Here is a 20315-nt window from a genome sequence, read left to right on the forward strand (position 1 = left end):
GAACGCCGCGCTTACGGAAGCGCCCCACCCCCTGCCCCCTCCCCTGAAGGGGAGGGGAAGGAAGGCGCATATACTATCGATAAGGCTCAATACGTGAATTGCAGCTGGGTGCGGATCAGGTCGCCGGTCACGCGGCCCGTCCGCCGTGCATCCGCCTCGCGCCGTTCCATCCGGGCATAGGCGATCGTCAATTCCAGCGCCTCGACCAGCTGGATCTCGGCGCCAAGTTCCCACTCGTCGGTTTCCAGCCGGGGGGCATCGACATTGGCCTTCCACCCGCCGCGATAATGCTGCCACCGGACATAGGGGATGGCGCGGCCGACCGGCGTCTGGCCGACATTCGCCATCAGCTGGACATAGCCGCCGCCCAGACGGCTGGAACGGATCGTCCCCGATGCGCTGTCATATTGCGGCCCCCAGCCGGTCGTCCATTCGGTCTGGATCCCGAAGGGCTGCGGATAGAGGATGGCGTGGACGGCGACGCGATCGTCGCGATAGTCGACCGGGCTGACCCCGCCGCTGCGCAGCTCGGGCCGGAAGCGGTTGAACATCGCTGATCCGCCGACCTCCAGCACCTGATCCCGGAACAACGGCCCCAGCCCGTCCAGCGCGAAGGGCCAGGTGGCCATGGCGACCTTCATCAGATTGTCGGTCCGCTCGGTCCTGTTGGTCCCCTGCCCGTTATAGACGGCCAGCCCGAAGGCGCCGTAATTGCCGAACAGCTTCTGCTTGTCCTTGGTCAGCCGATCCCAGATCGCCTGGACGGGCGCGGGCGTATAATAGACGTTAATCCCGACATCGCGCTCGCCCGGCACGCCGCTGTTGATCGCATCCGACCGATCGAGCGGCAGGCGGTTGGACGAGGATTGCAGGTTCTCCCAGCCGAACGGCACCTTGGACTGGCCGAAGCGCAGGCGCAGGCGGCGTTCGGGGTCGAGGAACCAGTCGGCATAGACGTCGCGCAACTGACCGAAATTCTCGCGCCGCTCGGTGCTGGACTGGTTGTTCACCGCCGCGCCGAAGTCGTGCTGGAAATAGAGTTGCAGCCGGTCGGTGATATCGCCCTGCAGCACCAGCCGGACACGGCGCAGCAGGAAGCCGCCATCATCGTTGATCGACGCATCGTGGACCGAGCGCAGGCGCGAACCGTTGGTCCCCGGCGCGTCCTCGCTGTCGAGCAGGGCGTTGTAGCGAAGCTGCGTATAGCCGCGCAGGCGCAACCGCTCATACCAGGGCGTCCGTGACGATACCGGCTTGGGCGCGCTGGCCACCCGCTGCGGTGCAGGGGCCGGGGCGGGCGCGGGCGAGACAGGTGCCAATGCCACGACCGGCGGGGGGACGGGTGTGACAGGCGCACTCGGAACGGCCGCCGTCATGCCCTTCTGCGCATCGGTCAGCAGCTTGATCTGCGCCTTCAGCTCGTCGATCTGCCGCTGCAATTCCTGCACCGTCTGGGCGGCGGCGGGGGACGGACAGCTCGCGAGCATCGTCGCGGCGGCGAACCCCGCACCCGCCCGCTGGGGTATCCACTTGATCGCCATGCTGTTCCGCCCTGTTTTCGGCGGCGACTTAGGACGGCTCCGGCCCCTTCCGCAACAGATTGATGACAAAAGCGTGATATTATCGTGACAAGCCGTTCAGCGTCAGCGGCTCCGCTCGATCTCGCAACCGATCCGGGCGTCGGGATAGATGTCGGTCTTGGTCGATCGCACCGTCACCGAAGTCACGCGGGGATCGGCGAGGCATAGTGCCGCGACCGCCTCGCACAGGCTTTCCTGCAAGGCAAAACCGGGGCCGCGCGCCATCGCCAATATGCCTTCGCGCAGGAAGTCATAGTCCAGCACTTCCTCGATCCGGTCGGCACTGGGCGCGGCGGGATAGGTGACGGTCATCGCGACCGACAGGCGGACCGGCTGGGGCGCGACCTCATGCGGATAGATGCCCAGATGCATCGCCACCGTCATCTCGTCGAGCAGGATTCGATAGGTCGCCGTCATGCCCGTCCCTCGAACATAACATCGCCGTCGCGGCGGCAGAAACGCTGGCCGCAATCGACATACAGGGTCTGTCCGCGAAGCCCCCGCGCGCTCAGCAGGAACGACACCGCCTCGGCCACCGCCTCCGCGCCGATCGGTCGGCCAAGCAGGTTCTTCGTTGCGGCCTCGGCAAACTCGGCGTCGCTCTGGTCCCCGCTTTGCAGGGTCAGGCCGGGGGCGACGGCATTCACCGCGATGCGGGGGGCAAGCGCCTGGGCCAGCATCGTGTTCGCGCCCGCCAGTGCGAATTTGGCGCAGCTATAGGAGAAGAAGTCGGGATTGGGATTGGCGAGCTTCTGGTCCAGGATATCGACCACCGCGCCGTCCGTGACATCGTCCTGCCGCGCCAGGGCCGAGGCGAGCAAGGCGGGCGCGGCGGCGTTGATCGCGTAGAGCTTGGCCATCAGGCCCGCATCCGTCTCCGGCGGCCGGTCGAATTCGAAGGCCGAAGCGCTGTTGACCAGCCCGTCGATCGGGCCACCCGCCGCCGCCCGGCCGCGGGCGAACAATGCGTCAATCGCGTCGATCCGTGACAGGTCGCCCTGCACCATCGGCGCGTCCAGTTCCGTCGCCAGCGCCGCCGCATCCTCGCCCGAGCCGTTGTAGTGGATCACCGGCCGATGCCCGTCCGCCGCCAGCCGCCGGGCGATGCTCGCGCCCAGCCGCCTGGCCGCCCCGGTCACCAGCACGGTGCGCCTGGTCATCCGGCCATGCCCATCAGCGACAGCACTTCCTTGCGGCTGCGATCGTCGTCGCGGAACACGCCCATCATCCGGCTGGTCACCATCGACACGCCCGGCGTGCGCACCCCGCGCGAGGTCATGCAGCCATGCGTCGCCTCGATCACCACCGCGACGCCCAGCGGCTTCAGGTTTTCCCAGATGCAGTCGGCGACCTCGGCGGTCAGCCGTTCCTGCACCTGCAAGCGACGCGCGAAACCATGCAGCACGCGGGCGAGCTTGGAGATACCGACGACATGGTTGCGCGGCAGATAGGCGATGTGCGCGCGGCCCATGATCGGTGCCATGTGATGCTCGCAATGCGACTGGAAGGGGATGTCCTTCAGCAGCACGATCTCGTCATAGCCGCCGACCTCCTCGAACACCCGCGACAGGTGGACGGCCGGGTCGTCGCCATAGCCCGCGCAATATTCGCGCCATGCCCGCGCCACGCGCTTGGGGGTGTCGACCAGCCCCTCGCGCGTAGGGTCGTCCCCGGCCCAGGCGATCAGCGTGCGAATGGCCTCGGCGACATGATCGGGAACGACGATCTTGCCGTCCTGACCGATCAGGTCGCCGTCCTCCGGGTCGCCATGCGCGCAGCTCATATTATGTCCTTCACATCAAAGCCGGTGCGATAGCGGAACGATGGCCGGGGTGCAAAACTCGCATTCCCGTAACCCATGTCACATAAATCCGTTCAGCCTGAGCGAAGTCGAAGGCCAAGGGAATCCGCCTGGATCCAGACGATGTGGCGTGGCCTTCGACTACGCTCAGGCTGAACGGAAGGGGGGATGCTTGGCTCAGCGGGAAGGAATTACCCGCGCAGCCGCTCCGCCGCCCAGGCGACATGGTCGGCCATGAAGGTGGAGATGAAGTTGTAGCTGTGGTCATAGCCCGGCTGCATCCGCAGGGTCAGGGCGATCCCCGCCTTCTTACACGCCTCGGCCAGCAATTCGGGGCGCAACTGCTCGGTCAGAAACTGGTCGGCATCGCCCTGGTCGACCAGCAGGTCGGGCACCCGCGCCCCGTCCTCGATCAGCGCGACGGCATCGGCCTGTCGCCATGCGGCACGGTCGGAGCCCAGATAGCCGCCCAGTGCCTTCTCGCCCCACGGCACCCGCGATGGCGCGACGATGGGGGCGAAGGCCGACACGCTGCGGAAGCGGTCCGGGTTGCGCAGCCCGATGGTCAGCGCGCCGTGGCCCCCCATCGAATGGCCGGTGATCGCTTGCGCGTCCATATCGGCCATGGGCAAATGCGCGGCGATCAGCGCGGGCAGTTCCTGCTCGATATAGGTCCGCATATGGAAATGCTTCGCCCAGGGTTCTTCGGTCGCATCGACATAAAAGCCCGCACCCTGCCCCATGTCATAGGCATCGTCGTTCGCCACCCCGTCGCCGCGCGGCGAGGTGTCCGGCGCGATGAAGATCACCCGATGCTCCGCACAAGGCCCACGAAACTCGCCCTTGTCGGTGACATTGGCATGGGTGCAGGTCAGGCCCGACAGATACCAGAGGACGGGCAGCTTCTCGCCTTCCTCATGCTCCGGCACGAAGACCGAAAAGGTCATGCGCATGCCGGTCGCCGCACTGTCATGCGCGTATACGCCCTGCACGCCGCCATGCGCCTTGGAGGTCGAAATCGTCTCGATCGTCATCGGAACACCACCGTCCGGTTGTCATTGAGGAAGACCCGCCGCTCACCCACCCAGGCGACCGCACGGGCCAGCACCTGCGCCTCGATATCGCGGCCGATGCGGATCAGGTCGTCGATACTGGCGCGGTGATCGACCCGTTCGACCGCCTGTTCGATGATCGGCCCTTCGTCCAGGTCGGCGGTCACGAAATGCGCGGTCGCGCCGATCAGCTTCACGCCGCGGGCGTGCGCGCGATGATAGGGCTGCGCGCCCTTGAAGCCGGGCAGGAAGCTGTGATGGATGTTGATGCACCGGCCCGGAAGGGCGGCGACCAGCCGCTCGCCCAGCACCTGCATATAACGGGCGAGGACGAGGTAATCGGCACGGCTCTCCTCCATCAGCGCCAGCATCGCCGCTTCCTGCTCGGCGCGGTTGGCATTGTCGACCGGCAGGTGATGCCAGGGCAGGCCATGCCACTCGACCAGCGGGCGAAGGCTGTCGTGATTGGACACGACCCCGACGATCTCGACCGGCAGGGTGTTGGTCCGCCAGCGATGCAGCAGGTCGTTCAGGCAATGCGAACCCTTCGACACCGCGAGCAGCATCCGGGGCCGCTCGGTGGCGGGCGCGACATGCCAGTCGAAGCCGAACCGCGCCGCCGGATCGGCCAGCGCCGCCCTCACCCATTCGACCGAGGCGGGGAAACGCGTGCCCTGCCCGGTGAAGACGATGCGCAGGAAGAAGCGCCCCGTCTCCAGATCGGCATATTGCTGGCTGTCGAGGATGAAGCCGTCGATCCCCGCCAGCGCGCCCGACACGGCGGCGACGATGCCGACCCGGTCCTGACACGCCAGCGTCAGGATATAGCCGCTGTCGCTCACGCCGCCGGTGCGGGCAGGCGACAGCCCAGGCACAGCTTGTTGCCATCGGGATCGCGCAGATAACCCAGATAGGCCAGGCCCAGGCCGGTCTGGCGCTCGCCCAGCGGTGCTTCGACCGCCGTGCCGCCATTGGCGACGCCCGCCGCATGGGCGGCCTCGACCTGAGCGGGGTCCGCCGCGCCCAGACCGATCGTGCCGCCATTGGCATGGGTGGCGGGCTGGCCGTCGATCGGGCGGGTCACGATGAAGACCGCGCCATTGTGCAGATACATGACGCGCTCGGCACCGGGGGCCTGCATCCCCGGCTGGCCGCCCAGCGCCGCGAACAGCGCGTCGTAAAATGCCTTGGACCGCGCGATGTCGTTCGATCCGACCATGACATGAGTATACATCAGTTCGCCTCCACCAGATGCCGTGCGCAGAGCTTGTTGCCGGTCGGGTCGCGCAGATAGGCGAGATAGACTTTGCCCACCGGCACGTCGCGGATACCCGGCGGGTTCTCGATCGCGGTGCCGCCATTCGCCAGCCCCGCCGCGTGCCAGGCATCGGCCTGCTCCGGCGAGTCCATCGCAAAGCCCAGCGTTGCGCCATTGGCATAGGTCGCGGGCTTTCCATCGATCGGCTTCGAGATCAGGAAACGTGCGCCCTTGTGGCTGTAGACCAGCCGCCCCAGCGGATCGATCACCCCCTCGGACGCGCCCAGCACGCCCAGAATGGCGTCGTAGAAGCGCTTGGCCGCATCGATGTCGTCGGCCCCCAGCATGACATGGCTGAACATCAGAAGATCACCACGCTGCGGATGCTCTCGCCCGCATGCATCAGGTCGAAGCCCTTGTTGATCTCCTCCAGCGTCAGTCGGTGGGTGATCATCGGGTCGATCTCGATCTTGCCGTTCATATACCAGTCGACGATCTTGGGCGTGTCGGTCCGCCCGCGCGCGCCGCCGAACGCGGTGCCGCGCCAGTTGCGCCCCGTCACCAGCTGGAACGGCCGCGTGCTGATCTCCTTGCCCGCCTCGGCCACGCCGATGATGATCGAAGTGCCCCAGCCGCGATGGCAGGATTCCAGCGCGGTGCGCATCACTTCGGTATTGCCGGTCGCGTCGAAGCTGTAATCCGCGCCGCCATCGGTGAGTTCGAGGATCTTGGCGATCGTCTCCTCACGGCTCAGCCCCTTGGAGTTGAGGAAGTGGGTCATGCCGAAGCGGCGACCCCATTCCTCGCGGTCGGGGTTGATGTCGACGCCGATGATCCGGCCCGCGCCCGCCAGCTTGGCGCCCTGGATCACGTTCAGGCCGATGCCGCCCAGGCCGAAGACGACGACATTCTCGCCCGGCTGCACCTTGGCGGTGTTGACCACCGCGCCGACGCCCGTCGTCACGCCGCAGCCGATATAGCAGCTGGTGTCGAACGGCGCGTCCTCGCGGATCTTGGCGACCGCGATCTCAGGGAGAACGGTGAAGTTCGAGAAGGTCGAGCAGCCCATATAATGGAAGATCGGCTGCCCCTTATAGCTGAAGCGGGTCGTACCGTCGGGCATCAGGCCCTTGCCCTGCGTCGCGCGGATCGCGGTACACAGGTTCGTCTTGCCCGACAGGCACGACTTACACTGGCGGCATTCGGGGGTGTAAAGCGGTATGACATGATCGCCCGGCGCCACGCTGGTGACGCCCGCACCGACCTCGCGCACGATGCCGCAGCCTTCATGGCCCAGCACGCTGGGGAATATCCCCTCGCTGTCGAAGCCGTCGAGCGTATAGGCATCGGTGTGGCAGATGCCGGTCGCCATGATCTCGACAAGGACTTCACCCGCCTTGGGGCCTTCCAGATCGAGTTCGACGATTTCGAGCGGCTTCTTGGCCTCGAAGGCGACGGCGGCGCGGGTTTTCATAGGTTCCTGTCTCCTTGGCTGGCCGCCCTGATGCCCCGATGCGACGGCATGTGCAACCAACGAACGGCCCGGCGGATTGATGGCGCTCAACAGGATGGGAGAGCGACGATGACCGAGTTCAAAAAGGGCGACCATGTCGAATGGAACAGCCATGGCGGCACGGCCGAGGGCAAGGTCGTGAAGAAGCAGACCAACGACACCGAGATCAAGGGGCACACGGTCCGTGCGTCGAAGGATGAGCCGCAATACATAGTAGAGAGTGACAATGGCGGAAAGGCAGCGCACAAGGCGGACGCGCTGAAGAAAGCGTGATTCACGCGCGTCCCGCCAACGGGCTGGGATGCTGAAGGATTATAGGAAGGAATAACATGGCCACCGCAACCACGGGCACCGGCATCCACGCCCCGGTCCAGCCGTCCGAGGAACTGGGCGCGATCGTCGGCAACGAGAAGCTGCCGCGCAGCCAGGTCATCAGCAAGGTGTGGGACTATATCAAGGCCAACAACCTGCAGAACCCCGAGAACAAGCGGGAAATCCTGGCCGACGACAAGCTGAAGAAGGTGTTCGGCAAGGACAAGTGCACCATGTTCGAGATGAACAAGTTCATCTCGGCGCACCTGAAGAAGTAAGCCTTTGGCGATGCCCCGGCCACCGTGCCGGGGCGTAACCCCACGCCGCCCGCGCCGCTATCGCAGGTCCAGAACCAGCGGCTTGCGCACGGGCGGCGGCTGGGACGATTTCTCGGTCGGAGCCGGTGTACGACCCTGGGCACGCGTCGCTGCGGGCGTCGGCGTCGCCGCAGGGGCCGGATCGCCCGCCCCCACTCGCCCCGCCTCGATCTGGTTCAGCCTCTGCTCGACCAGTTGCGCGTCCAGCAGCTTGCGATCCCCCTGCATCGCCGCCACCTGCGCCTCCAGCGCAGCGACACGCTGCTCCAGCATCTTCACCCGCACCTGATCCTGGGTCTGCGCGACCATGTCCTGGGCGACCTTCTCCTGCCGCGCCCGTTCCTGCGCATCGGCATCGGCGAGCCGGTCGTCGGCGCGGCTATTCTGTTGGCACGCGGCCAGCGACAAAGTGAGGATCAACAGGGAAGCGGCACGGCGCATGAACGGTCTCTGTTTAGTAAATCCTCCCCGGCACGGGGAGGTGGCAGGCCAAAGGCCTGACGGAGGGGGGCTTCCCCATGGGATAGCCTATGTCGCGATCCCCCTCCACCACCGCTTCGCGGCGGCCCCCCTCCCCGTGCCGGGGAGGAATTATCAATCCTGCAACTTCACCCAGGTCGGGGCGTGGTCACTCGCCTTTTCCCGCCCGCGATAACTCTTGTCGACGCCTGCATCGACCAGCCGGTCGGCGGCCTGCGGGCTGAGCAGGAGATGGTCGATACGGAAGCCCGCATCGCGCTGCCACGACCCGGCCTGATAGTCCCAGAAGGTCCACACCCCGCCCTTGGGCGCGCGCGTCCGCAGCGAGTCCGTCCAGCCTTGCGCCAGCAACCGACGATAGGCCTGACGGCTCTCCGGCTGCATCAGCGCATCGCTCGCCATGGCCGGGACGGAGAAGGTGTCGTCGTCATTCGGGATGACATTGTAATCCCCGGCCAGCACGGCAGGCACTTCCTCGGCCAGCAATGCGCGGGCGCGCGCCGCCAGCCGCTCCATCCAGCGCTGCTTATAATCGAATTTCGGCCCCGGCTGCGGATTGCCGTTGGGCAGATAGAGCGAGGCGACGACCAGACCATTCACCTCGCATTCGAGATAGCGGCTATGCTCGTCCTCATCCTCGCCAGCCAGCCCGCGCTGCCGCTCGACCGGCTGGGCGCCGCGCGCGAGCACCGCGACGCCGTTCCAGCTCTTCTGGCCGTGCCAGACCGCGCCGTACCCGGCCGCTTCGATATCCTGGATCGGGAAGGTCTCGTCACTGGCCTTCAACTCCTGGAGACAGACGATATCCGCATCGGCCTCCGCCAGATATTCGAGCAGCCGGGGCAGTCGGGCCTTGATCCCGTTGACGTTGTACGTGGTGATCTTCACGTCAGACCGAGAAGCTGGTGCCGCAGCCGCAGCCCGAGGCCGCGTTGGGGTTCTTCACCTGAAACGCCGCGCCGCCCAGCGATTCGACATAATCGACCTGCGCCCCCCGGACGAGGTCCAGGCTGATGCTGTCGACGACCAGCGTGACGCCATCGGTTCGGGTCACCGCATCATCGTCGGCCGGTGCATCGGCCAGGCCGAACTTGTACTGGAAGCCCGAACAGCCGCCGCCTTCGACCGACAGACGCAGGATGGCGGGCTTGTTCTGCCGCTCGGCGATCGTCGCGACACGCGCCGCGGCGGCCGGGGTCAGCGCGATTTCGGAAATGCTGGTGGCCATGGGGGTGAGATAGGCGCGAGGAGCGAGTGGGGCAATCCCGATCACGCTATTCCTCCCCTGCAAGGGGAGGTGGCAGACCGGAGGTCTGACGGAGGGGGGCCTCTCCACGGGATGCCTCTGGCCGCAATCCCCCTCCACCGCTCTTCGAGCGGTCCCCCTCCCCGTGCCGGGGAGGAATATTTGTCAGTCCTGCGCGGCGGGGCCGTCGGAGGAAACCGGGATCTGGTGGATCGCATGATCCTGCGACGCGGTCAGATAATCGCCGGTGGTCAGGAAGGGCACGGGATTGACGGCATGGCCGTCCATGCGGACTTCGTAATGAAGGTGAGAGCCGGTCGAACGCCCGGTCGAGCCCATCAGCGCGATCAGCTGGCCGCGCGTCACGCGGGCGCCATCGGCGACCAGGATCTTCGAAAGGTGGCCGTAACGGGTCGCGATGCCCTTGCCATGGTTGATCTCGACCATGTTGCCATAGCCGCCCTGCCAGCTGGCATGATCGACGATGCCGTCGGCGGTGGCATAGATCGGGGTGCCGACAGGCCCCGGAATATCGACCCCGGCATGCATCGCGGCGGTGCCACGGAACGGGTCGGAGCGGATGCCGAAATTGCTGGTGAACTGGAGCTTTTCGACAGGATGGACCGAGGGGATGGCGATGACGCCGTTCGGGCGGGCGTCCATCTTCTTCCAGGTCTGGAACAGGGTGCGGAACTGCTGGTCGGTGCGCAGGTCGGCCGAGGCTTCGGCGCTGTTGGCGGGGATGAACTCGCCCCCGACCGCCTTGGGCGCGCCATGGGCCGGAGCGGCGGCGGGTGCCGAATGGGCCAATGCCATCTGGCCCGACAGGCCGATCGTCAATGCAGTGAGGAAAACGGATCGGACGCGCGATGCAATCGATTTACCCGAGAGTGCCAGTTGATTCATCGAACCCCGAACCCTTGTCGCCGAACGATCCCGCAGTCGGAAAAGCCCGGCTTCGTTCATCCTATGCTGTGTCGCAGCCCCACCGCGTTACAGACGGTCAGCTTGTGCCTTTATGGGTTCCTCGTCCGCAAGGGGCGCATAGAAATCGCGCGTCAGACCGGCTGTATCGCGCGCCGAAACGTTGAACGGTGGCTTAACGACGCCCCGGAAATGGCGGCGGACCAGCATTCGCCAATGCTCGGCAGGCTCGATGTCGTGCCCGGCGGCCAGATAGCCGAACCATTTCGCGCCGAATCCGACATGCCGGATCTCGTCGGTATAGATGCGGTTGAGGATGCGCGCCGACACCTCGTCGCCCCCGGCTCGAAAGCGTGCGACCGTTTCCGGCGTCACGTCGAGGCCCCTGGCCTCCAGCACCATCGGCACGACCGCCAGCCGCGCCATGGCGTCATGCGCGGTTTCCTCCGCCGCTTCCCACAGGCCCGCATGGGCGGGCAATTCGCCATACCCAGAACCCAGCGTCTTCAACCGGCGATGCAGGACGGCAAAGTGCATCGCCTCATCCGCGCCGACCGAAATCCAGTCGTCGACAAAGGTGCGCGGAAACTGCCCGCCGAAGCGCCCCGCCGCGTCGAAGGCCAGGTCGATCGCCGCGAACTCGATATGGGCCAGCGCATGGAGCAGCGCGATCCGCCCCTTCTCCGATCCGCCGCGCCCGCGCTTGGGCATACGGTTGGGCGGCAGCAGCTCGGGTCGATCGGGCCGCCCTGGCGCATCGGGCATCGCGACGTCGAAGTCATGCGCCAACACGCCCCGCCGCCAACCGCGCGCCACCGCCCGCGCGGCCCGTACCTTGGCCAGCGGATCGCTTTCGCGCAGAACACCTGCGCAGGCTTGCGCGATCGTCGTCAAAGCGCGCGCGCCGCCTCCAGCACGGCCTCGGCATGGCCGGGCACCTTCACCTTGCGCCAGCTCTGCACGAGCGTCCCATCGCGGCCGAACAGGAAGGTCGCCCGCTCGATGCCCATATAGGTCTTGCCGTAGAGCTTCTTCTCACCCCAGACGCCGAACGCCTCGCAGGCCGCGCCGTCCTCGTCGCTGACCAGTTCGACCGCCAGCGTGTATTTTTCGCTGAACTTGCGATGCCTGGCCGGGCTGTCCTTGGAGATGCCGATCACCCGCACGCCAGCGCTCTCAAAATCCCCGGCCAGCGCGGTGAAGTCCTGCGCCTCGCGCGTGCAGCCGCTGGTGTCGTCCTTGGGATAGAAATAGACGACCAGCGGCCCGGCCAGATCGCCCAGCGCCAGCTTTTCGTCGTTCGCGGTCGTGACCGTCACCGCCGGAATTGCATCACCCTGCTGCATTACCATCTCCATGCCAGACTCGGGCGACCTCCTGCCGTGTCGCCTCCAGCGTGGCAACCACCGTCGCCCAGTCGGGCAGGCCCATGGCGCGCGCGATCAGCGGGCGGGTCGGCTCGGGCGGCTCCTGCCCGTCGGGCACCAGCAGGCGGAAGGACACCAGCGCGCGGGTCAGCACGTCATGCGCCCGCGCCATGGACGGCGGCATCAGCTCCTCCGCCACCAGCGCACCGATCGCTTGCCCAAGATCGGGGTCGAAGCCCGCGCGGTGGATCAACTGCGCCCGATGCACCGCGAACTCTAGGTCGACCAGCCCGCCGGGCAGCAGCTTGACGTCGAGCGGTCCCTGCGGCGGTTTGTGCCGCGCCATTTCGGCCCGCATATCGCCCGCCTCGGTCGCGACATCGCGATCGGGTCGGTTGCCATTGAGCACATCCGCAACGATCGCCGCCACCTCCGCCCGCGCGCTTGCCGAGCCGAAGATCGGCCGGGCGCGGGTCAATGCCATATGCTCCCAGGTCCAGGCGTCTTCGCGTTGATATCGCGCGAAACTCTCGACCGAGACGACCAAAGGCCCCTGCGTGCCGGACGGCCGCAGCCGCGTGTCGACCGGATAGAGCGGCCCCGCCTGGGTCGGCACCGACAAGGCCGCCGTCACCCGCTGCGCGAGGCGGTTATAGTAAAGCGTCGCCCCCAAAGGCTTCGCCCCATCGGACTCGCCCGCGAAATCACCAGTGAACAGATAGACGAGGTCGAGGTCCGACGCATGGGTCAGCGCTGCGCCGCCCATCCGGCCCAGTGCCAGGATCACCAGCTCGCTGCCCGGCACCCGGCCATGCGCCGCGACGAATTCGTCGACCGTCGCCTGCGCCAGCACATCCACCGCCGCCTCGGCGACGCGCGCATAGCCGCCCGCCACCTCCAGCGGATCGGCCCGCCCCGCGACGATCTGCGCGCCCAGAGCAAAGCGAAGTTCGCCGACGACGCGGCGGACATGGTCCAGCCGGTCCTGATAATCCTGCCCCGTTTCGCCGCCGCGCATCGCACGTTCCAGCAATGGGACGGCGGGCAACGGATCGAAGGCGGAGGCGTCGATCAGCCCGTCGAGCAAAGCGGGCCGCCGTGCCAGCTCCGCCGCCAGCGGCGCAGCATGGCTGAGGATCGCTACCGTCAGGCTGGCCAGGCCCGGCCGCGCCTCCAGCAGGCGGAAGATGTTGATCGCGCTGGTCATCCGCTCGAACAGCGAATCGAGCTTCAGGATCGCGGCATCGGGATCGGGAGCCTCCCCCAACGCCTCGACCAAAGTGGGCAGCACCGCGTCCAGTGCCTCGCGCGCCGCCGGGCTGCGCAGCGCGGCATAGTCGCCGCCACGCCATGCCGCGATCCGCCGCGCCGCCGCCTCGATATCGTGCAGCCCCGCCGCCGCCAGCCGCTCGTTCAGCAGGACCGGATCATGCGGCAGGCGCGGTCGCTCATCGGCATCGAGCGCGTCATAGAAGCGCCCGACCCTTTCGGTGACGGGGGCCAGCATGCCGATCAGCGCCTCGCCATCCGCCAGTCCGTGGAGTTGCGCCACCCGGCCCAGCCCTTCGCCCAACGGCAGCTGATGGGTCTGGCGGTCGTCGATCATCTGGACCCGGTGCTCGATCGTGCGCAGCAGGACATAGGCATCGGTCAGCGCCGCCGCCTGCCCTGCATCGATCCGCCCGGCCTCGGCCAGCGTCGCCAGCGCGTCGCGGGTGGCGGGTGCCCGCAGCGCGGGGTCACGGCCACCATGGATCAGCTGGTGGATCTGCGCGAAGAACTCGATCTCGCGAATGCCGCCGCGCCCGCGTTTCAGGTCATAGCCCGGCCCCATCGCCTGCCCCTGCGCATGATGATCGCGGATGCGCCGCGTCAGGTCGCGGATCTCGCCGACCGCACCGAAATCGAGCGCGCGCCGCCAGACGAACGGGCGGATCGCGTCGAGGAAACGCTGCCCCAGCGCCAGATCTCCCGCCGCCGCCCGCGCCCGGATGAACGCCGCCCGCTCCCACGTCAGCGCCTGGCTCTCATAATAGGCGATCGCCCCCTCCACGGGAATCGCGATCGGCGTCGCCTCGGGCGAGGGCCGCAGACGCAGGTCGACGCGCAGCACATAGCCATCGCCGTCGCGCGCCTGGAGCAGCTCGACCACCCGCTTGCCGATCCGCACCGCCGCATCCTCCGGCTCCTCGCGCAGGCGGCGGGGCAGCGTCAGGGGGTCGAAGATGAGGATCGGGTCGATGTCGGAGGAATAATTGAGTTCGCGACTGCCCTGCTTGCCCAGCGCGATGGCGGCGAAACCGACCGGCTCGGCACCCGGCGTCCGTTCCTCGATCGCGGCGCGGATCGCGCGGTCGAGGGATCGGTCGGCGAAATCGGTCAGCCGGTGCGTCACCTCGGTCAGGTCGTAAAGCCCGGACAGGTCGCCCAACGCAACGGTCAGCGCCAGCGCGCGCCGCTCGCGGCGCAATCGGGTGCCGACCGGCAGATCCTCGGCCGTAGCGGGCGGCGCGAGCAATTCGCCCGCCAGCGCGCCCGCCTCTATGTCCGGCTCCCGGTCGAGCAGCATCGCCAGAAAGGACGAATGCCGACGTGCGCGGGCGACGGCATCGGGCAAGGCGGACAGGGACAGGCTGCTCATACCCCGCTTCTACCCTGCGGGTCGTGGCGAAAGAAACACTTTCGATCCAGTTAACAAATGCGCATCAGATGATTTGCAACTTGTCAAGCGCTGATCGGTTGTGTTGTCATGATGAGCACCGAATCTGGAACCCGCGATATCCGTATCGTCCGCGCGCCGCAGCGCACGGACGATATCGGCTGCGCGCTGCGCTCGGCCTATTCCCGGCCGGTGCGGCTGCCGGATCACTGGGTGCGGTTGCTGGCGCGGCTGGATCGACGGTCCTGATCGACTACAACCTTTGGCCGGGCGGGCAGCGTCCGTAGCTTTTGTCCATTCCGCCGAGATACTCCGCCACAGGCGCAAGACCTACCTCCGCGCGCAATCGATCCACCCTTTTCTCATCTTCCAGCGGCTGGGACACGCGTTTGCCATTGTCACACATTGCTTGCGTCCCATAACGCTGCTTACCGGTGATCTTCAGCATCACGCGATCATAAAGATAGGCATAGTCCGTCTTGGACACGTCGCCATTCGTTAGAAGCGGTTCCATCGCGCGCAGCACGGTGAGTTGGAACGCCGGGTCGGCATCCGCATGCTGAACCAGCAGCCAAGCCTCGCCCGCTGCGTCGTCGCCGACCTCCGATCGTTTGGGCCAGCCCTGCTTTGCAACTATTTGCTTGAGCCATTCGGTGTTCTCATGGTCTTCGACCATCCCAGCCGCCATGAGACGCGACCGAATGATGGCGCCGACCGGCTCGGCGACGGCTGGGGGCCTTACCAGGCCGTCCGGCCTCCAATCACCGGCATAGCGCAGCATTTGCTCGCCCACCGGACGCGCCATCAGCAGGTCATGAAGCTTGGCCGTCTTCGACGCGCTGATCTGTTTGGCCGCCCCCACCGCCGTCAAATAGGTGTCCGCGATCGGCACGGCCGTTTCGAGGGACTGTTGGAAAGCGGAAAAATTTGCCCAATGCGATACATGGGGAGCAGCGCCCACCTGCGAGCAGAGCACATCGTCAACCGGCGCTTCTTTCAGCAGAGGATCGACGATACCAAGCGCACGCAGTTCGGCCCGCGTTTCTGCCAAACCTTGCGTATAACACGCCATCAACCAGTCCCGGACCTGCTTGTCCTGCGCCTTTTCCTCGGCAGTCGCGTCCGGGAAGCGCCCCTTCATCCATTTATAATCGCCCGGATCGAAGCGATCACCCTTGATATAGGGCTTCAGGATCTCCGGAACCGGCGGCGTGGCCGCCGTCAGCAGAAAGGCGGAGAGGATCAAAGAGAGCACGCGCATAACCGGATCGGACAAGGTCTCGCAATCACTGTCAAGCCGAGCAATCCCGCAATAAAAAAGCCGCCCCGATCAGAACCGGGGCGGCAATCTGTTAACGTTCGGAAGTAAAGGCGCTTATCGCCCGCCGCTCAACTGGTCGACATCTCCCATGATCGTGTCAAGCGCAGTCTTGCTGCTGTCGGTTTCATGCAGACGCCGTGACGGCAACGAGCCTTCGTTCAGGATCGTCTCCAGCGCGACACGGCCGCGCGCCACGCGGCTCTTGATCGTGCCGACCGCGACGTTGCAGATTTCGGCCGCTTCCTCATAGGCAAAGCCGCCCGCACCGACCAGGATCAACGCCTCGCGCTGCGGCTGCGGCAAGTGCATCAGCGCGCGCTGCATATCGCCCAGCTCGACATGGCGATCCTGGCTGGCCGGGGCCGCCAGAATGCGGTCGGCGACCAGATCGTCCCACTCGCCCTTGAAGCGCGCGCGACGCATCTGCGACAGATACAGGTTGCGCAGGATGATGAAAGTCCAGGCACGCATGTTCGTACCCGCCTGGAACCGCTGGCGCGCGGCCCACGCCTTCAACAGCGTTTCCTGCACCAGATCGTCGGCCAGATCGCGGCTGCCCGAAAGCGACCGGCCAAAGGCGCGCAGATGGGGGATCACGCGCGCCAGCTCCGCCTTGAATTCGGAATCTGGCAGCGCGACGTGCTCGACGGGCGCCTCAGGTGCGTCGTCCTCGAATTCGTCCCGCGTCAGTGGCTGCGTCATGAAAATCCGATCATCGGAAACGGCCGCCCTTGCGACCATTTCGAAACATAAGGGGCCGACCCAAAAATAGCCAGCCGTCCCAAAAGGCTAATCGCAAAGCCCCGTGTCAGCGCAGCACCAGAAAGGCGAAGATCGCGATCACGAGCACCAGCGAGATGGGCAGGATGTACCGCGTCACATGCGGCGTCGACCCTGCCCTGGCATCCTCTTTGGCGACATGAATGGGTTCATTGGAATCAGCCATGTCTGCCTCAACGCCTCTCAACCGTTTTGGGTCCGTAACCGTAGGTCTTTCTTATTCGGCCGGAACGGTGCTCTGGTCGAAGAACAGCGCCTGGCTGATCGCGGCCTTCACGGTCGACCGCTGGAACGGCTTGGTGATCAGGAAGGTCGGCTCCGGGCGCTCGCCGGTCAGCAGCCGCTCGGGGAAGGCGGTGATGAAGATCACCGGAACCTCGAACTCGGCCAGGATGTCCTTGACCGCATCGATGCCCGAACTGTCATCGGCCAGCTGGATGTCGGCCAGCACCAGGCCGGGCCGATCCTCCATGGCCAGCGCCACGGCCTCGTCACGGGTCACGGCGACGCCGGTGACTTCATGGCCCAGGTCGCGGACGATCGTCTCGATATCCATCGCGATGATCGGCTCATCCTCGATGATGAGCACGCGGGCGCGGGTCTGCTTCTCGATCTCGGCCAGCGCCTCGGACACGAGATTCTCGACCTCACTGGGCTCGACGTCGATCAGATAGGCGGCGTCCTCGGGCGTGAAGCCCTCCATCGCGGTCAGCAGCAGCGCCTGGCGCGATAGCGGGGTCATCCGGGCTAGGCGCGCGCGCGCCAGACCTTCATTGCCGTCGGCATCGATACCGTCATTGTCCAGCTCGTCATAATTGGCCGACGACCAGATGCCCTGGAACATGCGGTACAGCCCCAGGCGGGGATCGACGTCGCGCGGAAACTGGTCCGGGGCCGCGACGATCGCCTCCAGCGTGGCGCGGACATATTTGTCGCCGTGCATCTGGCTGCCGGTCAGGGCTCGGCCATAGCGCCGCAGGAAGGGAAGATGGGGCGCAAGCTGCTGTCCAAGCGACATGGGTAATAATCACTCCCTGAGGTATTCGCGGGCGCCTGATGTGCTGACCCCCGCGCATGTTTTCAATGCCGTTTCCCGAAATCTCCGTCAGACACGCCCTCTGGACGTCTCCTCTGGTTTTTTCGTATCGCATCGGGAACCAACAAGATCGAATTTGGTTTCATCGCCACATCAACTATGGCCCAGGCATGACGCCAACCGGCAGTGCCCATGGCCGCCATTGCGTCGGTTGCCCCGCTAGTGGGTCGTGCAGGGGGATATTTTGAGTTTGGGCAACAAGACGAAGAACACGCCGTCCGAAACGCCCCCAAAGGGCGGTCAGAAAGATGCGGGCTCGGCCCTTCGCCAGGCGTATCAGAAGACGGTGGACGAGCAAGTTCCTGCCGAGATGCTTGACCTTCTCAGCAAGCTGGACTGAACGTCCGGCTGAATGGCCAGCACCCCTCCCCAAGATATCGAGGCGCCCGAGCGCCTTCGCCCCGCTCCGCCCCGTCTCGCCACGGGTGCGAAGCTCGTTCTCGTGCTGGGCAGCACCCTGCTCATTCTGGCGGCCATCGCGGTATTCGCGACGCTCCAGACGACCAGGCTTGCGGACAGCGAGGCGAGCGGGCGGTTGCGGATCGCGGCGAACGAAGATGCGCGTGCCATCGCCACCGAGCTGATGGGCGACATGACGGCGCTGCGCGTCGCCGTCCGCGCCATGGGCCAGGATCCGCTCGACATGCCAAGCTGCGCGCGCGCCCAGGGCGTGTTCGCGCAGCAATCGATGACCGGCGCGCGCTTCCTCATCACCAGCCGCGCGGGCAAGGTCCTGTGCGGCGATCCGCTGCCTGCGGCATTGCCGACCCAGGTCGACGGATCGCCGATCGGGGCCGACATCCTGCCCGGCAAGGGATTGGTGCTGTCGGTCGCCAGCCAGGACGGCCGCGCCCAAGCCCGTGCCTTCTTCCCCCTGCCGTTCCTTGAGTCGCTGGTCGACCAGAGCAACCCGACCAGTCCGATTGAGTCCGTACTGGAGCTGGACGGCGAGCTGCTTCCTATCAAGCAGCTTTCGCGTCAGGGTGCGCTGGAGCGGAGAAAGTCGATGCGGACCGAGCTGGGCATTGCCGGCCTGGTCCTGCGCACCTCCACGCCGAGCGCGCCGATCACGTCGTCGCTGATCGTGGCGCTCGCGCTGCCGCTACTGATGTGGCTGGCCGCCGTGGTGCTGGGCTGGTTCATCGTCGACCGGCTGCTCATCCGCCCGCTGCGCCGACTGCGCGCGATCGTCGCGACCTATCAACCGGGCGAGGTTCTCGACATTTCCGGGGTCGAGGCCGCGCCCGCGCAGGAAATCCGCGACCTGGCCGACACGTTCGAGGCGATCACCCGTACCGTCGCCACCCACGGGGCCGGTCTGGCCGAAGGGCTGGTGCGCCAGACCAAGCTGACCCGTGAGGTCCATCACCGCGTCAAGAACAACCTGCAGGTCATCTCCAGCCTCATCAACTTCCATGCGCGCGGCGCGACGGGGCCGGAGGCGATGGCCGCCTATTCCTCGATCCAGCGCCGGGTCGATGCGCTGGCGGTCGTCCACCGCCACCATTTTGCCGAGCTGGAGGAAAATCGCGGGCTGAACCTGCGCACGATGATCGGCGAACTGGCCGCCAATATCCGCGCCACCGCGCCGGAAAATGCCGCGGGAATCGGTATCTCGCTCGACGTGGCCCCCCTGTTGGTCAACCAGGACGTGGCGGTCGCCGTCGCTTTCCTCGTCACCGAGACGATCGAGCTGGCGATGAACTGCGATCCGGCCGCGCAGATCCGCGTGGCGATCAAGCCCGCCGAACAGGAAGGCCGCGCAGTCGTCCGCGTCGTCACCCGTGCGCTGGTCGAGACGGACCAGCTCCGCCACCTGATCGGCAAGCGCTATGGCCGGGTCATGGAGGGGCTGGCACGGCAGCTTCGTGCGCCCCTGCATCACGATCCGCTGGTCGGCGCCTATGAGATCGCCATCCCCATTGTCGGGCGCGACTGACTTTATTAAAAAAAGATCGGCGCTCGTCAAAAAGGCGGGAACCCCTGCCCGGGCAGCGTGTTTTGATCTTCGGATAGCGAACTTATGCCCCCCCGCTCTCGCTGTCCAAGCCATAGGCCTGGAAGCGTCCACCCTCCCCCCCCCGGTGACGCTTCCAGGCCTTAATCCTTTTCAGGGCCACCGCCCTATCTCCCGATATCTGGCACAGCGTCCGTAACAGAGGCGGAACGATTGCACGCCTGACGCATTGATCGGCAACGGAATTCATCGAGGAGACTGAGAATGCGTAAGCTCATGGGTCTGGCAATCGTCGCGGGTGCGCTGATGGTCAGCGCGTGCAACACCGTGGAAGGCGTTGGCAAGGACGTCAGCTCGGCAGGCAACACCGTCGCCAAGACGGCCGACAAGTCCAAGTAAGCCTTTCACCCGGCTGACTTTGCAAAAGGGCTCCGGCGGGCTTCCGTCGGGGTCCTTTTTGTTTTGGGGCGGGGTGGGGCAGCTTCATGCATTATGCTTTAGCCGTCGGGCGGACGATATGCCTCCGCCCGATCGCGGGCGTTAAGGCCCCCCATAGGGGTAATTCCGCCCTTGGCCTTCGACTTCACTCAGGCTGAACGGCTGTTGGGGTTCGACCTATTTCCCTCGCTCCGTTCAGCCTGAGCGAAGTCGA

Annotated in this window: 26 protein-coding genes; 6 read left to right on the plus strand and 20 right to left on the minus strand. The window is 66.1% G+C overall.

Annotation, left to right across the window (positions count from 1 at the left end; translation table 11 throughout):
- Nucleotides 1-86: 86 nt before the first annotated feature.
- The 9 genes from SP5_RS14125 to SP5_RS14165 form a co-directional block, all read right to left on the minus strand.
- Nucleotides 87-1541, minus strand: a complete 1455-nt coding sequence (locus SP5_RS14125; protein WP_042489935.1) for a porin — start codon at nt 1539-1541, stop codon at nt 87-89.
- A gap of 102 nt (nt 1542-1643) precedes the next feature.
- Entirely contained in the window at nt 1644-1997 is a 354-nt protein-coding gene (locus SP5_RS14130) for a dihydroneopterin aldolase (protein WP_042489937.1), read from the minus strand.
- Entirely contained in the window at nt 1994-2740 is a 747-nt protein-coding gene (locus tag SP5_RS14135) for an SDR family oxidoreductase (RefSeq protein ID WP_042489940.1), read from the minus strand. Before SP5_RS14135 ends, SP5_RS14130 begins: the two co-directional genes overlap by 4 nt.
- Nucleotides 2737-3363, minus strand: a complete 627-nt coding sequence (folE, locus tag SP5_RS14140; RefSeq protein ID WP_042489942.1) for a GTP cyclohydrolase I FolE — start codon at nt 3361-3363, stop codon at nt 2737-2739. Before folE ends, SP5_RS14135 begins: the two co-directional genes overlap by 4 nt.
- A gap of 209 nt (nt 3364-3572) precedes the next feature.
- Nucleotides 3573-4415 (minus strand): S-formylglutathione hydrolase, encoded by an 843-nt coding sequence (fghA, locus tag SP5_RS14145; RefSeq protein ID WP_042489944.1) that lies wholly within the window; start codon nt 4413-4415, stop codon nt 3573-3575.
- Nucleotides 4412-5257 carry a formyltetrahydrofolate deformylase gene (gene purU / locus SP5_RS14150; protein WP_042490009.1) on the minus strand — a complete coding sequence of 282 codons (846 nt, stop codon included), beginning with the start codon at nt 5255-5257 and terminating at the stop codon, nt 4412-4414. The genes fghA and purU overlap by 4 nt, the downstream gene beginning before the upstream one ends.
- Nucleotides 5258-5271: 14 nt before the next feature.
- Nucleotides 5272-5667: a VOC family protein gene (locus SP5_RS14155; protein WP_042489945.1), complete on the minus strand. Its 396-nt coding sequence runs from the start codon at nt 5665-5667 to the stop codon at nt 5272-5274.
- A complete protein-coding gene (locus SP5_RS14160; RefSeq protein ID WP_042489948.1) occupies nt 5667-6053 on the minus strand; it encodes a VOC family protein in 387 nt (128 codons plus the stop codon). The genes SP5_RS14155 and SP5_RS14160 overlap by 1 nt, the downstream gene beginning before the upstream one ends.
- Entirely contained in the window at nt 6053-7165 is a 1113-nt protein-coding gene (locus SP5_RS14165) for an S-(hydroxymethyl)glutathione dehydrogenase/class III alcohol dehydrogenase (RefSeq protein ID WP_042489950.1), read from the minus strand. The genes SP5_RS14160 and SP5_RS14165 overlap by 1 nt, the downstream gene beginning before the upstream one ends.
- Nucleotides 7166-7273: 108 nt before the next feature.
- Between SP5_RS14165 and SP5_RS14170 the strand changes: the two genes are divergently transcribed.
- Both SP5_RS14170 and SP5_RS14175 read left to right on the plus strand, forming a co-directional pair.
- Nucleotides 7274-7477, plus strand: coding sequence for a hypervirulence associated TUDOR domain-containing protein (locus SP5_RS14170; protein WP_042489951.1), 204 nt, complete (start codon nt 7274-7276; stop codon nt 7475-7477).
- A 56-nt stretch (nt 7478-7533) separates the two neighbouring features.
- Nucleotides 7534-7794 carry an SWIB/MDM2 domain-containing protein gene (locus tag SP5_RS14175; RefSeq protein WP_007405135.1) on the plus strand — a complete coding sequence of 87 codons (261 nt, stop codon included), beginning with the start codon at nt 7534-7536 and terminating at the stop codon, nt 7792-7794.
- Nucleotides 7795-7851: 57 nt separating this feature from the next.
- Here SP5_RS14175 and SP5_RS14180 read toward each other — a convergent pair whose 3' ends face one another.
- The 7 genes from SP5_RS14180 to SP5_RS14210 all read right to left on the minus strand — a co-directional run bounded on the left by SP5_RS14180 (nt 7852) and on the right by SP5_RS14210 (nt 14491).
- Nucleotides 7852-8274 (minus strand): hypothetical protein, encoded by a 423-nt coding sequence (locus SP5_RS14180; RefSeq protein WP_042489953.1) that lies wholly within the window; start codon nt 8272-8274, stop codon nt 7852-7854.
- Nucleotides 8275-8427: 153 nt separating this feature from the next.
- On the minus strand, nt 8428-9201 hold the full coding sequence (gene xth, locus SP5_RS14185; protein WP_042489955.1) for an exodeoxyribonuclease III: 774 nt from the start codon (nt 9199-9201) through the stop codon (nt 8428-8430).
- A gap of 1 nt (nt 9202) precedes the next feature.
- A complete protein-coding gene (erpA, locus tag SP5_RS14190) occupies nt 9203-9541 on the minus strand; it encodes an iron-sulfur cluster insertion protein ErpA (RefSeq protein ID WP_042489957.1) in 339 nt (112 codons plus the stop codon).
- Nucleotides 9542-9724: 183 nt separating this feature from the next.
- Nucleotides 9725-10399: a M23 family metallopeptidase gene (locus SP5_RS14195; protein WP_409663381.1), complete on the minus strand. Its 675-nt coding sequence runs from the start codon at nt 10397-10399 to the stop codon at nt 9725-9727.
- Nucleotides 10400-10552: 153 nt separating this feature from the next.
- The gene (locus SP5_RS14200; RefSeq protein WP_042489959.1) at nt 10553-11377 is read right to left on the minus strand and encodes a ferritin-like domain-containing protein; all 825 of its coding nucleotides are present in this window, start codon (nt 11375-11377) and stop codon (nt 10553-10555) included.
- Entirely contained in the window at nt 11374-11829 is a 456-nt protein-coding gene (locus tag SP5_RS14205; protein ID WP_042489960.1) for a peroxiredoxin, read from the minus strand. Before SP5_RS14205 ends, SP5_RS14200 begins: the two co-directional genes overlap by 4 nt.
- Nucleotides 11816-14491, minus strand: coding sequence for a bifunctional [glutamine synthetase] adenylyltransferase/[glutamine synthetase]-adenylyl-L-tyrosine phosphorylase (locus tag SP5_RS14210; protein ID WP_042489961.1), 2676 nt, complete (start codon nt 14489-14491; stop codon nt 11816-11818). Before SP5_RS14210 ends, SP5_RS14205 begins: the two co-directional genes overlap by 14 nt.
- Before the next feature lie 108 nt (nt 14492-14599).
- Here SP5_RS14210 and SP5_RS19305 point away from each other — a divergent pair, with 108 nt between their 5' ends.
- Nucleotides 14600-14758 carry a hypothetical protein gene (locus tag SP5_RS19305; RefSeq protein WP_157013747.1) on the plus strand — a complete coding sequence of 53 codons (159 nt, stop codon included), beginning with the start codon at nt 14600-14602 and terminating at the stop codon, nt 14756-14758.
- Nucleotides 14759-14762: 4 nt separating this feature from the next.
- Here the strand turns inward: SP5_RS19305 and SP5_RS14215 are convergent, their stop codons facing one another.
- From SP5_RS14215 to SP5_RS14230, 4 genes are all read right to left on the minus strand, one after another.
- Entirely contained in the window at nt 14763-15770 is a 1008-nt protein-coding gene (locus SP5_RS14215) for a DUF6624 domain-containing protein (protein ID WP_042489962.1), read from the minus strand.
- 114 nt (nt 15771-15884) lie between these two features.
- Nucleotides 15885-16532 (minus strand): sigma-70 family RNA polymerase sigma factor, encoded by a 648-nt coding sequence (locus SP5_RS14220; RefSeq protein ID WP_042490011.1) that lies wholly within the window; start codon nt 16530-16532, stop codon nt 15885-15887.
- Nucleotides 16533-16638: 106 nt separating this feature from the next.
- Nucleotides 16639-16776, minus strand: a complete 138-nt coding sequence (locus SP5_RS19550; RefSeq protein ID WP_042489965.1) for a hypothetical protein — start codon at nt 16774-16776, stop codon at nt 16639-16641.
- Nucleotides 16777-16827: 51 nt separating this feature from the next.
- Complete coding sequence (locus SP5_RS14230; protein ID WP_042489968.1) at nt 16828-17628, minus strand: response regulator; 801 nt, start codon at nt 17626-17628, stop codon at nt 16828-16830.
- A 247-nt stretch (nt 17629-17875) separates the two neighbouring features.
- On the opposite strand from SP5_RS14230, the gene SP5_RS19555 reads away from it, so the two are divergent.
- The 3 genes from SP5_RS19555 (at nt 17876) to SP5_RS14240 (ending at nt 20062) form a co-directional block, all read left to right on the plus strand.
- Nucleotides 17876-18046 carry a NepR family anti-sigma factor gene (locus SP5_RS19555; RefSeq protein ID WP_156361101.1) on the plus strand — a complete coding sequence of 57 codons (171 nt, stop codon included), beginning with the start codon at nt 17876-17878 and terminating at the stop codon, nt 18044-18046.
- 12 nt (nt 18047-18058) lie between these two features.
- The gene (locus SP5_RS14235) at nt 18059-19645 is read left to right on the plus strand and encodes a sensor histidine kinase (RefSeq protein WP_042489970.1); all 1587 of its coding nucleotides are present in this window, start codon (nt 18059-18061) and stop codon (nt 19643-19645) included.
- A gap of 282 nt (nt 19646-19927) precedes the next feature.
- Nucleotides 19928-20062: an entericidin A/B family lipoprotein gene (locus SP5_RS14240; protein WP_042489972.1), complete on the plus strand. Its 135-nt coding sequence runs from the start codon at nt 19928-19930 to the stop codon at nt 20060-20062.
- Nucleotides 20063-20315: the final 253 nt, after the last annotated feature.

Source organism: Sphingomonas parapaucimobilis NBRC 15100, from assembly GCF_000787715.1.
GTDB lineage: Bacteria > Pseudomonadota > Alphaproteobacteria > Sphingomonadales > Sphingomonadaceae > Sphingomonas > Sphingomonas parapaucimobilis.

Excerpts from the sequence above, each read along its gene's own strand:
- SP5_RS14170 (WP_042489951.1), top strand. The coding sequence starts at position 7,274 with ATGACCGAGTTCAAAAAGGGCGACCATGTCGAATGGAACAGCCATGGC.
- SP5_RS14175 (WP_007405135.1), top strand. The coding sequence starts at position 7,534 with ATGGCCACCGCAACCACGGGCACCGGCATCCACGCCCCGGTCCAGCCG.
- SP5_RS14180 (WP_042489953.1), bottom strand. The coding sequence starts at position 8,274 with ATGCGCCGTGCCGCTTCCCTGTTGATCCTCACTTTGTCGCTGGCCGCG.
- fghA (WP_042489944.1), bottom strand. The coding sequence starts at position 4,415 with ATGACGATCGAGACGATTTCGACCTCCAAGGCGCATGGCGGCGTGCAG.
- SP5_RS14125 (WP_042489935.1), bottom strand. The coding sequence starts at position 1,541 with ATGGCGATCAAGTGGATACCCCAGCGGGCGGGTGCGGGGTTCGCCGCC.
- SP5_RS14230 (WP_042489968.1), bottom strand. The coding sequence starts at position 17,628 with ATGTCGCTTGGACAGCAGCTTGCGCCCCATCTTCCCTTCCTGCGGCGC.
- SP5_RS14135 (WP_042489940.1), bottom strand. The coding sequence starts at position 2,740 with ATGACCAGGCGCACCGTGCTGGTGACCGGGGCGGCCAGGCGGCTGGGC.
- SP5_RS14130 (WP_042489937.1), bottom strand. The coding sequence starts at position 1,997 with ATGACGGCGACCTATCGAATCCTGCTCGACGAGATGACGGTGGCGATG.
- SP5_RS14160 (WP_042489948.1), bottom strand. The coding sequence starts at position 6,053 with ATGTTCAGCCATGTCATGCTGGGGGCCGACGACATCGATGCGGCCAAG.
- SP5_RS19550 (WP_042489965.1), bottom strand. The coding sequence starts at position 16,776 with ATGGCTGATTCCAATGAACCCATTCATGTCGCCAAAGAGGATGCCAGG.
- SP5_RS19305 (WP_157013747.1), top strand. The coding sequence starts at position 14,600 with ATGATGAGCACCGAATCTGGAACCCGCGATATCCGTATCGTCCGCGCG.
- SP5_RS14240 (WP_042489972.1), top strand. The coding sequence starts at position 19,928 with ATGCGTAAGCTCATGGGTCTGGCAATCGTCGCGGGTGCGCTGATGGTC.
- SP5_RS14220 (WP_042490011.1), bottom strand. The coding sequence starts at position 16,532 with ATGACGCAGCCACTGACGCGGGACGAATTCGAGGACGACGCACCTGAG.
- erpA (WP_042489957.1), bottom strand. The coding sequence starts at position 9,541 with ATGGCCACCAGCATTTCCGAAATCGCGCTGACCCCGGCCGCCGCGGCG.
- folE (WP_042489942.1), bottom strand. The coding sequence starts at position 3,363 with ATGAGCTGCGCGCATGGCGACCCGGAGGACGGCGACCTGATCGGTCAG.
- SP5_RS14235 (WP_042489970.1), top strand. The coding sequence starts at position 18,059 with ATGGCCAGCACCCCTCCCCAAGATATCGAGGCGCCCGAGCGCCTTCGC.
- SP5_RS14215 (WP_042489962.1), bottom strand. The coding sequence starts at position 15,770 with ATGCGCGTGCTCTCTTTGATCCTCTCCGCCTTTCTGCTGACGGCGGCC.
- SP5_RS14210 (WP_042489961.1), bottom strand. The coding sequence starts at position 14,491 with ATGAGCAGCCTGTCCCTGTCCGCCTTGCCCGATGCCGTCGCCCGCGCA.
- SP5_RS14155 (WP_042489945.1), bottom strand. The coding sequence starts at position 5,667 with ATGTATACTCATGTCATGGTCGGATCGAACGACATCGCGCGGTCCAAG.
- SP5_RS14165 (WP_042489950.1), bottom strand. The coding sequence starts at position 7,165 with ATGAAAACCCGCGCCGCCGTCGCCTTCGAGGCCAAGAAGCCGCTCGAA.
- SP5_RS14205 (WP_042489960.1), bottom strand. The coding sequence starts at position 11,829 with ATGCAGCAGGGTGATGCAATTCCGGCGGTGACGGTCACGACCGCGAAC.